The sequence below is a fragment of the Flavobacterium sp. HSC-61S13 genome, from assembly GCF_024171535.1.
In the GTDB taxonomy this organism is placed as follows: domain Bacteria; phylum Bacteroidota; class Bacteroidia; order Flavobacteriales; family Flavobacteriaceae; genus Flavobacterium.
Map to the genome: position 1 here is coordinate 33,540 of NZ_JALJZV010000022.1, position 11,548 is coordinate 45,087.

Annotated in this window: 15 protein-coding genes and 1 tRNA gene; 12 read left to right on the forward strand and 4 right to left on the reverse strand. The window is 35.4% G+C overall.

The genetic code is table 11. The annotated features are described in order from the left end of the window. Positions 1-205 precede the first annotated feature (205 nt). From L1275_RS15560 to L1275_RS15610, 11 genes are all read left to right on the forward strand, one after another. Positions 206-832 (forward strand): hypothetical protein, encoded by a 627-nt coding sequence (locus tag L1275_RS15560; RefSeq protein WP_253475533.1) that lies wholly within the window; start codon positions 206-208, stop codon positions 830-832. Between the two features lie 170 nt (positions 833-1,002). After that, positions 1,003-1,584 (forward strand): ankyrin repeat domain-containing protein, encoded by a 582-nt coding sequence (locus tag L1275_RS15565; protein ID WP_253475537.1) that lies wholly within the window; start codon positions 1,003-1,005, stop codon positions 1,582-1,584. Positions 1,585-1,770: 186 nt separating this feature from the next. Beyond that, positions 1,771-2,604 carry a hypothetical protein gene (locus tag L1275_RS15570; protein ID WP_253475539.1) on the forward strand — a complete coding sequence of 278 codons (834 nt, stop codon included), beginning with the start codon at positions 1,771-1,773 and terminating at the stop codon, positions 2,602-2,604. Between the two features lie 126 nt (positions 2,605-2,730). Then, entirely contained in the window at positions 2,731-3,693 is a 963-nt protein-coding gene (locus L1275_RS15575; protein WP_253475542.1) for a WG repeat-containing protein, read from the forward strand. Positions 3,694-3,896: 203 nt separating this feature from the next. Beyond that, positions 3,897-4,412 carry a hypothetical protein gene (locus L1275_RS15580; protein WP_253475544.1) on the forward strand — a complete coding sequence of 172 codons (516 nt, stop codon included), beginning with the start codon at positions 3,897-3,899 and terminating at the stop codon, positions 4,410-4,412. A gap of 102 nt (positions 4,413-4,514) precedes the next feature. Then, on the forward strand, positions 4,515-5,207 hold the full coding sequence (locus tag L1275_RS15585) for a hypothetical protein (protein WP_253475547.1): 693 nt from the start codon (positions 4,515-4,517) through the stop codon (positions 5,205-5,207). A 140-nt stretch (positions 5,208-5,347) separates the two neighbouring features. Continuing rightward, positions 5,348-5,896, forward strand: a complete 549-nt coding sequence (locus tag L1275_RS15590) for a hypothetical protein (protein ID WP_253475550.1) — start codon at positions 5,348-5,350, stop codon at positions 5,894-5,896. Then, positions 5,893-6,216 (forward strand): hypothetical protein, encoded by a 324-nt coding sequence (locus tag L1275_RS15595; RefSeq protein WP_253475552.1) that lies wholly within the window; start codon positions 5,893-5,895, stop codon positions 6,214-6,216. The genes L1275_RS15590 and L1275_RS15595 overlap by 4 nt, the downstream gene beginning before the upstream one ends. A gap of 18 nt (positions 6,217-6,234) precedes the next feature. Further along, positions 6,235-6,720 carry an imm68 putative immunity domain-containing protein gene (locus L1275_RS15600; RefSeq protein WP_253475555.1) on the forward strand — a complete coding sequence of 162 codons (486 nt, stop codon included), beginning with the start codon at positions 6,235-6,237 and terminating at the stop codon, positions 6,718-6,720. Positions 6,721-6,850: 130 nt separating this feature from the next. Next, complete coding sequence (locus tag L1275_RS15605; protein ID WP_253475558.1) at positions 6,851-7,102, forward strand: immunity 17 family protein; 252 nt, start codon at positions 6,851-6,853, stop codon at positions 7,100-7,102. A gap of 3 nt (positions 7,103-7,105) precedes the next feature. After that, positions 7,106-7,780: a DUF2625 domain-containing protein gene (locus L1275_RS15610; RefSeq protein WP_253475561.1), complete on the forward strand. Its 675-nt coding sequence runs from the start codon at positions 7,106-7,108 to the stop codon at positions 7,778-7,780. A 176-nt stretch (positions 7,781-7,956) separates the two neighbouring features. Here L1275_RS15610 and L1275_RS15615 read toward each other — a convergent pair whose 3' ends face one another. From L1275_RS15615 to L1275_RS15625, 3 genes are all read right to left on the reverse strand, one after another. Beyond that, positions 7,957-9,252 (reverse strand): erythromycin esterase family protein, encoded by a 1,296-nt coding sequence (locus L1275_RS15615; protein WP_253475564.1) that lies wholly within the window; start codon positions 9,250-9,252, stop codon positions 7,957-7,959. Between the two features lie 485 nt (positions 9,253-9,737). Then, positions 9,738-9,950, reverse strand: a complete 213-nt coding sequence (locus tag L1275_RS15620; protein ID WP_253475567.1) for a hypothetical protein — start codon at positions 9,948-9,950, stop codon at positions 9,738-9,740. Between the two features lie 74 nt (positions 9,951-10,024). Continuing rightward, positions 10,025-10,112, reverse strand: a tRNA-Ser gene (locus L1275_RS15625). A 404-nt stretch (positions 10,113-10,516) separates the two neighbouring features. Here L1275_RS15625 and L1275_RS15630 point away from each other — a divergent pair. Continuing rightward, the gene (locus L1275_RS15630; RefSeq protein WP_253475569.1) at positions 10,517-11,287 is read left to right on the forward strand and encodes an SDR family NAD(P)-dependent oxidoreductase; all 771 of its coding nucleotides are present in this window, start codon (positions 10,517-10,519) and stop codon (positions 11,285-11,287) included. Here L1275_RS15630 and L1275_RS15635 read toward each other — a convergent pair. Then, on the reverse strand, positions 11,237-11,548 hold a 312-nt coding region (locus L1275_RS15635), incomplete at its 5' end, for a hypothetical protein (RefSeq protein WP_253475572.1). The genes L1275_RS15630 and L1275_RS15635 overlap by 51 nt on opposite strands.

The following is an 11,548-nucleotide window of genomic DNA, read 5'->3' on the forward strand; positions in this document are numbered from 1 at the left end:
CAATATTTTGAGTTTATTTACTTTGTAAACAAAAAACAACGACATCAGAGTAGTTTTCCAGGTCCAACTCGAGCCCTCGTTGCTGGTCAATATCACTGGAATTCGCAGTTTATCTAATTTTATATACTTTTTATTCACTTTGTTAATTTTATGGTATTTTTGTAAATAAAAAAACCATAGTTTTATTGGCTAAACAAATAGAGTAATGACTTCGATTGATTTTATCATAAAAACATACGAACTTTTAAATAGTCAAAATTATAGAATTACATTTTCCCCTGCCAAAAATAAAAACTGGATGATGCTGTGTAACAACCATTTTATAGGCGGATTATTTGATGAAGCGTTATACTTTGTTTATACAGAAGCAGTAAATAAATTGCTAGATAATCCCCCAGCAGTATATAAGGGCTATTCAACGCAAGCGCAACATAAAATGCTTTTAATACCTATCGAAAAGGCGGTGGATTTACTCGTTCTTACCTATAAAGAAAAATTTGATTGGGCCAATTTTGTTTGCGATATCTCCAGTCATTTTACGGCCAATAGAAAATATCCAGAACACATCGTCAACATCTACGAAATGTTTGTTGTGTTTCTTCGTTTTTGTTATGAGAAGGAATTATTAGTGCTAAATCCTTTGGATAAAAACAATCGCATTCTGTATATGAACTACAAAAACCAAGATCTCACTGATAGTGGAAAACTGGTTTTTACTGACCTTATGACAGATTGGTTTACGTATACAGATAGAACGAATAAGATTGATAACACTAAAATGTTGGAGAAATATTACTTGAAAATTATTCAGAAGAATGAATTAGTAGACTAAAAGGCGGAATCAACAATAAGGTGAAATCAAGCTTGTCGCAGAAAATATATACAGTTTTTTTTGTGTAATGTACTCAAGACCTGATAACGTTCGCCTAGGTTTAGCCTCAGAAATTTTAATTTTTGTAAATGCCTATACAGAAGAATCCATTTTTTATAAATCAAGTTAGCATGAAATTTACCAACGCCCACAAAATAGCTTTCAATCATTGCAAAACACAGCCAGCGTTTAAGCTGTTTTTAGATGATTTTGAAATAAATTCCATAGATGAAAGTTCTAAAAACATATTGCATTATTACCTCGGTAGTTTAATTTATGATAGCAATTTGGAGGAATTTGCAATAAATCGCCCATACCTATTAGATCCCATTCCAGTTATAGATGAGCTGCTAAAAAGAGGTATTGACATTAACGCACAGCCACAGCGAGGCCCTAGAATGTATACCGCATTATGTCTTAGTGTTGGTTTTACCTACAAATCAAAAGAAATATTTGATCACCTAATTAAAAATGGAGCCGATGTAAATAGGCGCATCGGACATGGAGGTACTGTCTTGACAAAAGCCATGTCGAGTACCGGAGTTAAAGCAAATGACGATTTATACTTTGTAGAAAAACTCTTAGAGCATGGAGCCGATATTTATGCAGAAAATAGTTTCGGTATATCGGCATTTAGCTTAGTTCAAGGATTTGCGGATGATGCCTTAACGCTTAAAAACTTGATCATGAAGCATCATCATCATCATCAGTAATTTGTTACTGCTTTAGATTTTTGAAGTGTGAGTAAAACGGTATTATACAACCGCAAGTCGCGTAGATATAATCCTCTTTTTGACAGTAAGTAAAACAAACCAAATCGTGTCGCAGTACCGAATGCTTAATTATAGTTGCCGTTCGAAGGGTAGCTAGCAAATAAAAGCAACACATAAAACAGACGAATGACAACAACAACAACAAACTTTGAAAATTGGGGTATAGAACTTGAAAAAGTTTGGGATTTAAAAACAGCGGAAGACTGTGTGAAATTTAGTGAATTAATGTATTCATTAAATGGCGAGGAGGAAAGTAATTACCTACATAAACTTATCGACGCGATAAGACTAAAAGACGATTCCGGTGTTTATGAAAGTTTGTATAATGCACTTTGGGTATTCCCTCCAAAGTTGGTCGGCGAGATTCTTGCCCAGAGACTATCCGAGCTTCAGAAAAGAATGGGGAAGTTTGACCAAGTTTTTCGATTTTATATTCCCCTTCCAACTGCTGAAGTCGCCTTGCAAGCCTTTTTGGAAGCAGCGAAGCAATGGACTATAGCTGAGAGAAGATCTTCTATGGCTGCGCTAAAAAAATGGTTTATAGCCGACGAAGCGTGGGAAAGCGTTTTGGAAAAATTAGGTAAACCCATCGCAAAAACGAAAGAAAGTGCTATTCCCGAATATTGGGACGAAAATTGGAGAAAAAGATTTGTAGAAGGACGGGAAAAAGGAGGCGAGTTTTCTATAAGTGGGATATTTTGGAAAAAAGGAAAAAAAGTATGGCTTGAAGATTTAGATTTTCTAATCGAAGTTTTAGCCTTAAACCTCGGTAAAGATTGGCGACAAATTGATACGATGACAAACCCTTTTTGGTTCTATGCTAATAAGACCGTTTATCCAACATTTATTGAAAAATTAAAAGAACTACCCAGTGAAAAACAAACGGAAATTCTGGACAATATAAAACGAGTTAATAAGAATAAATTTAAACAACTTAACACAGAAATAAACGGCAACTAAAAATTGGTTAGGAACAGTAGGGGGCAACGGTAATTTCTATCGTAGTTCATCCATTCCCTGTTTGTACTTAGATTGTTCAGAATCATTACACAACACCGAGACCTTAGCAGAAACTTATTGAACGATATGGCAGAGAAATTTTATCCGGTTAAAAAAAATGGGAAATATGCGTTTATAGACAAGCAGGGAAACCTGATTACAAAGTTTGAATTTGACTTCGCCAATATGTTTGGAGGCATAAAAGTTAATGAGGAGTTTGGATATATGGACGGTAAAGGTAATATCCATATAAACCCAAACTATAGATACGAATATGGCTTTGGAGGTTTTAACGATGGGTTAGCAATTGTGGAAGTTGACGGGAAATTTGGTTTCATCAATAGCGAAAATGATATCGTCATTGAACCTAAATACTATCGCGTAAATGAATTTCATAACGGAATAGCCTTAGTACAAGACAATATGTTTACTTCATCTTATTTCATAAATACAAGTGGCAAAACAATATTGAATAACCGGGAATTTGGCGTATCGGAATATAATGAAGGTCTGGTTAATTGTAAATCTTTAATAGAGAAGAAATGGGGCTTTGTTGATATGGATAACAACTTCATTATACCGCCCATATACCATTATACCAGCTCCTTTCATGAAGGCCTGGCAGCCGTAATACCAACGCTTATTGGTAAAAAAGCTAATAAAAAACAATTATCTGGCTTTGTAAATAGAAACAACGAATCTTTAATTCCGCCTGATTTTAATATAGCTAATGGACATTTTTCAGAAGGACTATGCTGTATTTGGGATAATGGCAATGGGTACATCGATACGAAGGGAGCCGTTGTTATTCCCTGCGAATACTTAGTAGGAGAAAATTTCTCAGATGGTTTGGCAAGTGTTCAGTTTAAAAAAAACAACAAACATGGATTTATAAATCGCGATGGAAACATGGTTATTAAACCAAAATTTGAACATGTAGAACGTTTTGAAAATGGGATAGCAAAAGTTACCATCGGAAAAGACCACGCTGTTTATAAAGATGGTTACATCAATAAAGACGGGGATTACATTTGGAAACCGACCCGGTAAAATTAGTGGGGAGAAACTATACAGTTCAACCATAGTTCTTCGACTAAATATTTATACCATATAGAAGATTTGTAATAAAACAGATTCTCTATATTTGTTACTGATTCGCGCGCTTGTAGCGTCTCTACATCCAATTATTAGCAGATTGTCGTTACTTTAAAGTGGAGTATACAAGTTAGCGGAAACCTAAAAAAAAATGTGTAATGACAGAATTAAATCAACTAATTGACAACTATCAATCCGAAGTGGACGAGGACGAAAAGGCTGAAATCATTATCACAGACTTCCAATTCTTGAATGACCATACTAAATGGAATTTTTTATTGGATTTAATAGAGCAAAGTGAAACTTACGACCTCGTAAAAGTGAATGTTTACAAGATTATTGAAATTGCAGACTTTAGCGATCTTAATCGTATAGCCATAAAAAACAGGATTTTAGAAGCTTTAAAAAATGAAACTGACGAAATGATTAGACAATATGGGTTTATGTCTTTGTCTTGGAGTTTTAGCAGTTTTCCCGACGTTATAGACTTTTCTATAAATGCTATGGAGAACATAAATGAAGATATAGATGTTAGACATGCTGCTTTTGGGGTGTTGACAAAATCCAAAGATTTCATAAAAATAGAGACGCTAAGAGAAAGGCTTTTACTAATAAAGGATTTTGAAAAATATGTAAAAACATTTTTTGAACAACGAGCGAAAGGCAACCGCTAGTAAAGGTTTAATTTCACCGAGGGCTTCACCGTCTTCAATAGTGAGGCGAAAGGTTTAACTTAGAAGATAGTACTTCGATTGAATTTTACAACCACATGGAAGATGAGTGCTTCGAGTGCGGTAGCATCCCAAGCCCTAGAAGCGTTAGCAGTAAACATACCACGACAGGTACAAATAATATATAAAGACACGAAAATGAACTTTGATTTTGCAGAACAAATAAATTCCGACCTTGAAAATCTTGACTTTCAGAAAGCCATTTCTACAGCGGAAAAAGAACTCAGTAATATTGCTACAACAGCATTCCACGAAATCATAGGTAAAACCTTTACAAATCCTACCGACGATTTAGTCAATTGGATGGACAGTTTTTACAAAGAAATTTCAAAGAAAATGGTTGTTAAAGCCATGTACTTTGAAATGAACGAATTTGATATAAATACCGATGTTTGGTACATCGATGGTGTTGCCTACAAAGAAGACGGCGGACTTGACCTAGAGGACATGGAATGGCTATCGGACTGCAAAAGTGATGTCATGACGACTAAGGAATTTGTCTTGACAGGTTACGAAAAATTTCAAAATCTCTTTGAAACGATTGAAGAAAAGGAAGAAAATGACGAATGGACCGATGAAATGCAAGATGCAAGAGATTGGTGTGAACAAATAATAATTTCCAGATTTATGGAAATCATGAAAAAAGCACACGAAGCGGCAAAGGAAAGAAAATTGGATTGGGGAAACATTCCTGTTTACTTTACCGAACACGCCTATGATTTTATCGTGAAATCCTAAATTTTAAAAAAAACCACTGCTAAAATGGGGCTGCCGAAGGCTTTATTCAGTTAGCTGCTTCGGTTATAGAAAATACCGGAAAAGAATTGGATATGCTGATCAAGCTGATCCCAGTACAGATTAAACGAAGTGAACGTACCATGATAAAATATTATAAAGCTGACGATAAAGAACAACTACTTTACAAAGAAACTTGGTTTGACGAAAAGAGAAAAGTAGCCGTTGTTCACTATGGAAAAGTGGGTTTTAAAGGAAAAGTAGAAGAGATTCCGATTGAAACAAACATGGCCAATGACGATTTTGTCCTTAATTTCTGTAAAGAATGTGAAAGTCAGGGCTATGCTCAAATAGATGAAGACCATCATCATTGGGTTGTTGTTCAGTTTCCTTTAAAGAGTGATTTGGGAAATAAAAGGGATTTATGGCTTAAAGACAAGGTGCAAGAATATCTAAAAGACCATCTAGGTTGGAATGGGGTAGGTGATGTGGATGGTTTTGATATGGGGCAAAAGAAATTAAATATTTTTTGTAGGGTTGTAGACAGTGAAAAAGCGGTTAGCAGTATCAAAACTTGTTTAAAAGAATATCGGCTTGACCTTAACCAAGCCCGAATTGCCACAAAAAAAGTAGGCGAATTATATTATACGCTGAAGTTTTCTCACAAAAAAGTAGCTGATTTTGAATTATGAAAAAGTTAGAATTACAAGAGATCGATTTCAAACAGTCCCTTCCAGTAGTTTATGAAGATTTAGAACCCATTATAATGGCGGAGCTCAATGCACTGCGCGACAAATTAAGGACACTTCCTGAAAATACAGAAAGTAGCGAAATACTTAATTTGTTTGAAAACTGTGTTTTATCGCTAAACAAAATTGAAGATAACGATGCTATTGAAAGTACCATCGACACAGAAGAAAGAGAAGGATTATGTGATGCCTTATATAAAATGGGAACGATAGTAGGACTTGATGAAACAACGGAATATATCGATAATTGGCGAGAGTGGTAACTAAAATAAAAAAAAAATATGTTTATAGAAAAATGGAAAGACACCGCATTTGGAAGTGATTATGGTGGAGACTTTCAACAATTTTTAGAGAAAATTCCGTGTAAAAAATTAACCTTGACGGAAATTTACAAACGGTGCGACTTAAAAAGATACTTGGATCAACCCGAACTGCTCGATGAACGCACGGATAACAACGTCCGGCTTGATAATCCAGACTTCGAACAGTTTGTACATTATGAAGATGCTGTGATTGCACTAACGGCAATTGTTGCTGAAAGTGAATTAAATGGAAGTGCTGATTTGACAACTGCCTACGGTTCAAAAATTATAACTTTTGACATCTCAAAAGAGGAATTGCTAACATTAAAAAATGCCCTGACTGATATTCACAATAATACAGAGAAATTTGTTTTATTTGAAATGCTGGGAGACTATAAAGAGGATACACTTGTTGATATTTTAGAAATTATTGACTGCATAAAAGAAAGTATTGATAAAAAGTAAAACGCTTTTGGTTACATTCGACAAAAGCGGAACAAAACCAGAATTTTGCAATAGGGAGATTTGAGTAGAAAAATTTCTTCTCGCTTTTTACCAGTAATTTTATAAAACACAACCAAATATAGAAGACACAATGAACATTGACGAAGTTTTTAACCATATAAAAAGTAATCCCAAACTCGCCTATATTATTGTTGGTCTTGTTTTTATAGTAATTTTAATAGGATATATAAAGCGATGGAAATGGGCAACAGACCCGACGGGAAACAGAAAAAGCGTGGTACTCGTTGAATGGTTTGGTTATGAAAACTACCGCAAAATAATGATCGTCATCCTTATCCTTGGCATAGTATCCATCAGTTCTCTATATCTACTAAGTACCTAACACATGAAGACACTAAAAGAATTGATAAACTTAGACGAACCGGGTTGGGAGTTAGTCTCCGAATGGATAAGCGAAGCCGAAAACGATTTTGAGATATTGCCAAGGGATGGCGCACGCGCAGAGCAAGAACTGGTAAATGCACAAGTGACAACCCGTTCGCCCATGGGTGCTGTAATCTACGAAACCGGCGGCATATTAATTGACCACGGATGGTTGCGGATTTTAGGTTCTGGCAGTGAAAAACTCGACAGAGGGTTGACAAGCTGGAACAAAGGTAAAACCTTTGAGAATTATGGCGATCAACCGTCTCATTTTTTAATTGCCGATGACATCATCGGGGGCTATTTTGCCTTAAATGCTGGCGGTATTGGAACTGAGATAGGGAAGGTGTACTATTTAGCTCAAGACAGCTTAGCATGGGAATGTTTAGATACCAGCTATTCTGAATTTCTTTATTGGGCCTTTACTGGCGATATTCATAAATTCTATAAACTTTTTAGATGGGAAAACTGGCAAGACGATATAAAAGCAGCCAACGGAAATGAAGTGTTTTCCTTTATGCCATTTTTGTGGACCGAAGAAGGAAAAGACATTGCGAAAACAACCAGAGCCTTAGTCCCAATCGAAGAGAATTACCGATTAACACTTGATTTTCAAAAAGAATTTAGCGACAAATAACACAGTTCTTTGCATAGTGTAATTCTTTATGAAATAGGGATCTTCACTTTTTGAATTGTGGTGAGGACCTAATTAGCAAAGTTTTAAACTGAGGTTGGCTCTTTTAATTATTTCTCTAGTAAGGAAAAATTCTTTAATGCTATTAAATGCGAAGTTATGCGCTGTCTTTATGATTACTATAGATTAAGATTTGGAGGTGAAATTTCTTTTACAAAGATTAACCCGTCATAGGTCTCGTAATATATCTTATTAATTAAAATTCTATGCAAAGGTTCAGGTTGATACCCACCTCCACCAATCATTATATGTCTTGATTTTTTGGAGAAAAAATTAGTTGGTTCATTTAAATGAGAATCTTCCATATCTATAAAAAATATATTTTTATTTATTGACATTAACGTATTGGCATATGTCTTTGGAAAAGGTTTTGTTATATGGTAAGTTTTCCAATAATTTCCTTTTTTCTTATCATTTACAGAACCATTTATTTTACCTGTACCGAAGTCGAATCCTATACTGTAATAATCATCTTTATAATAATCCTTTAGATATTTCCCTAAAGTAAGTATTCCGCTAGCAGTATAGTACATTTCCTTTTTGTTTATATGTTCATTATGTGCCCATATAAAAAATTTTTCACTATTCGATTGTTGATCGACAAGGTACTTTACATTTTCAAACATTTTTAAATCCCGGAATTCAACGTAAGCAGGATATTTCTCTTTAGTGGAAGACGCAAATTCGGCATAACTGATTAAATAATTTAAAGATTTTTCAATAGGTTGATATTTTTTCTTTTCTAAATTTGAATGCAATATTTGTTGCTTAAGCTGATTTAATTTAGGAACTTGAAGTTGCCACCAATCAGTAGGTTTTTGATAATCAATCTTTTTATTTGAACAACTGTCTGCGACAATTAATAGATTTTCATCAATTTTAATCTTATTCAACAAAACAAAATCTCGTATTTCAAGATTAATTTTATCACCTGATTGTATGTCCATACCATAAAACTTTATTTGTTCCTCTTCTGGTTTTCCAATATTGTAATTACGCATCCATTCCAAAAGATCTGTGATTTCTTTGGTATGCCAAAATCCATTATTAAAGTTATTTGCTATTGTTTTTTTATCACCTTTACCTCCTTTTAACCATTCGTTTATGCCTTCTTCGGCTTGATAACTCTCTTCCATTATAAAAACTTTAAGGCCTTTATTTTTGACTAAATACTTAAAAAACTTTGCTTTTATATCAAAAAATTCTTTTGTATTATGCGAAGCTTCTCCAAATCCATATATTTTAGCATTTTCGAATTTAATAGGCGTATTGCTATTGAAGATATCTAGTTCAGAATCTGGATTTGCATCTTCAATGGTAATGGAGTTATCACTTATCCAATTTATAGTTTCTTTATTTTGTGAATAGAAAAGAACTGGAATAAGGAGTATTATAATTGAAATTATCTTCTGCATATTATTTAAAAGTAGGTGTAGAATTGCTTTTTGTACAAAATAAAAACACATCTTAGTTTTGTTCAATCATTTCTAGATCTGCATTTCGTATAGTACATAGCTAATATAGTTAAATCTTTATGTAGATGATACTTGAAAAACTTATACAACCTGCGTAATTTAGTTTTTATGACAAAATGGGAGTTGAGCAAGCATTACCTTCGCTTCGCTACGGTGTTCCCTGTAGGGGGAAGTGAGCTCAAAGAAAGACCATGGTCTTTTTTGTTTTCAGTACGCTTTTGAGTGAGTAGAATATTAAAGACAGGATTACCTCCGCTTCGCTGCGGTGTTCCCTTGTAAGGGAAGCGGTTCAGTGGTGGGCATAGTGAATTTGCATGGAACTTATGATAGGGGGTGTTAAGATGGGATTACCTTCGCTTCGCTGCGGTATTCCCTGTAGGGGGAAGTGAGCTCAAAGAAAGACCATGGTCTTCGCCCTTGGTCTTTTATGTTTTTAGTTCGCTTTTGAAATAGGGAATAAAGATGGGATTACCTTCGCTTCGCTGCGGTGTTCCCTTGTGAGGGAAGCGGTTCATAAAAACGACACTGTTATTTAGATAATCGGGATTACCTTCGCTTTGCTGCGGTGTTCCCTGTAGGGGTGAGCGGTTCATAAAAATGACAGCATTACTTCGCAATGCTGTTTTTTTGTTTTTCAAAAATGTTGTTTCGAGCGAGCTCGACAACATTTTTATAAAACAAAAAACCCGACCAAGGTCGGGTTTCATTTTTATGGCGGAGAAAGAGGGATTCGAACCCCCGGACCTGTTACAGTCAACAGTTTTCAAGACTGCCGCAATCGACCACTCTGCCATTTCTCCAGTGCAATTCATTGCTGTATTGCGAGTGCAAATATAGAGCTTTTTATGGGCTTTGCAAATCTTATATAGAAGTTTTTTGATGTTTTTTCAATGTGATTTACTAAGTTTTTAAGAATCAGTAGTATAAAAATAATTTTTTATTGGGATTTGAAAAGGATTTTTAATTTGAACTTACTTTGAGGGGAGTAGTGGAACATTTTTTCCAGTAGCCGTAAGGAATGGACGCGTTAAGGAGTGAGTTATAATAGCGATCGAATAGGCGAATATGAATTCAATTTGATAGTTCCAGCCGCAAAAAAACATAAAACAGAAGAAATATCATAATGCCAATGAAATAGAACGCGTAAATTTATATTGTTTTTGTATTGGTGCATGGTCTGAACTATAAACTTAGATGAGAATATATGAAAAATTATAAAGAAAAAGTTATTTGGGTGATAGGCGCCTCTTCGGGCTTCGGTGAGGCATTGGCTTATCAATTCGCTAAACAGGGTGCAAATGTGATCTTATCGGCTCGCAGGGCTCAAGAGTTGAGCGCGGTGCAGTCTAATATAAAAGATTCGCGCGTTTTGGTTTTGGATTTGTTGGAATCCTATAGTTTTTATGAGAAAGTAAAGGAAGCGATTAGCTTTTTTGGTTGTATCGATATGGTTGTCCATTGTGGCGGGGTGGGGCAGAACGGTACCGCTCTCGAAACGTCGGAAGAGGTGTCAAGAACCATTTTTGATACCAATTACTTTGGTGTGGTCGAACTAACGCGACATCTGTTACCTCATTTTATAGAACGCCGCCTAGGGCATATCGTCGTGGTGTCAGGTGTGTTGGCCCAGGTAGCCTTACCAGGTCGTTCGTCTTATTGCGGTGCAAAAGCGGCACTACACGGTTATTTCAATAGTTTGCGAGCCGAGTTGGCTAGAATCCCAATAGATGTGACCATTTTAATCCCCAGTTTTCTACAAACAACCCTGACGAAAAAATCCCTCAATGAATTCGGTCAAGCCTCAGGTAAAGAATCGGATGCACCGGGTTGTAAGGTAGATAAAGCCGCACAACAAGCTGTTAGGGCAATAGCCAAACGGAAATATCAGTCTTATATAGGTAATCGGGATAAGGGAAAACTGTTGTTAGTGCTGAATCGGTGGGTTCCGAATTTCGTCTTCCGTGTAGTTCGATAGTCGTAATTCGATAGTCGTAATTCGATAGTCGTAATTTGAGAGTCGTAATTTGAGAGTCGTAATTTGAGAGTCGTAGTTCGATAGTCGTAATTCGATAGTCGTAATTCGATAGTCGTAATTCGATAGTCGTAATTCGATAGTCGTAATTCGATAGTCGTAATTCGATAGTCGTAATTTGAGAGTCGTAATTTGAGAGTCGTAATTTGAGAGTCGTAATTTGAGAGTCGTAATTTGAGAGTCGTAATTTGAGAGTCGTAATTT

What these genes read in the sequence shown, in the direction of transcription:
- L1275_RS15560 (WP_253475533.1), top strand. Translation starts at nt 206, where the DNA reads ATGACTTCGATTGATTTTATCATAAAAACATACGAACTTTTAAATAGT.
- L1275_RS15565 (WP_253475537.1), top strand. Translation starts at nt 1,003, where the DNA reads ATGAAATTTACCAACGCCCACAAAATAGCTTTCAATCATTGCAAAACA.
- L1275_RS15570 (WP_253475539.1), top strand. Translation starts at nt 1,771, where the DNA reads ATGACAACAACAACAACAAACTTTGAAAATTGGGGTATAGAACTTGAA.
- L1275_RS15575 (WP_253475542.1), top strand. Translation starts at nt 2,731, where the DNA reads ATGGCAGAGAAATTTTATCCGGTTAAAAAAAATGGGAAATATGCGTTT.
- L1275_RS15580 (WP_253475544.1), top strand. Translation starts at nt 3,897, where the DNA reads ATGACAGAATTAAATCAACTAATTGACAACTATCAATCCGAAGTGGAC.
- L1275_RS15585 (WP_253475547.1), top strand. Translation starts at nt 4,515, where the DNA reads ATGAGTGCTTCGAGTGCGGTAGCATCCCAAGCCCTAGAAGCGTTAGCA.
- L1275_RS15590 (WP_253475550.1), top strand. Translation starts at nt 5,348, where the DNA reads ATGATAAAATATTATAAAGCTGACGATAAAGAACAACTACTTTACAAA.
- L1275_RS15595 (WP_253475552.1), top strand. Translation starts at nt 5,893, where the DNA reads ATGAAAAAGTTAGAATTACAAGAGATCGATTTCAAACAGTCCCTTCCA.
- L1275_RS15600 (WP_253475555.1), top strand. Translation starts at nt 6,235, where the DNA reads ATGTTTATAGAAAAATGGAAAGACACCGCATTTGGAAGTGATTATGGT.
- L1275_RS15605 (WP_253475558.1), top strand. Translation starts at nt 6,851, where the DNA reads ATGAACATTGACGAAGTTTTTAACCATATAAAAAGTAATCCCAAACTC.
- L1275_RS15610 (WP_253475561.1), top strand. Translation starts at nt 7,106, where the DNA reads ATGAAGACACTAAAAGAATTGATAAACTTAGACGAACCGGGTTGGGAG.
- L1275_RS15615 (WP_253475564.1), bottom strand. Translation starts at nt 9,252, where the DNA reads ATGCAGAAGATAATTTCAATTATAATACTCCTTATTCCAGTTCTTTTC.
- L1275_RS15630 (WP_253475569.1), top strand. Translation starts at nt 10,517, where the DNA reads ATGAAAAATTATAAAGAAAAAGTTATTTGGGTGATAGGCGCCTCTTCG.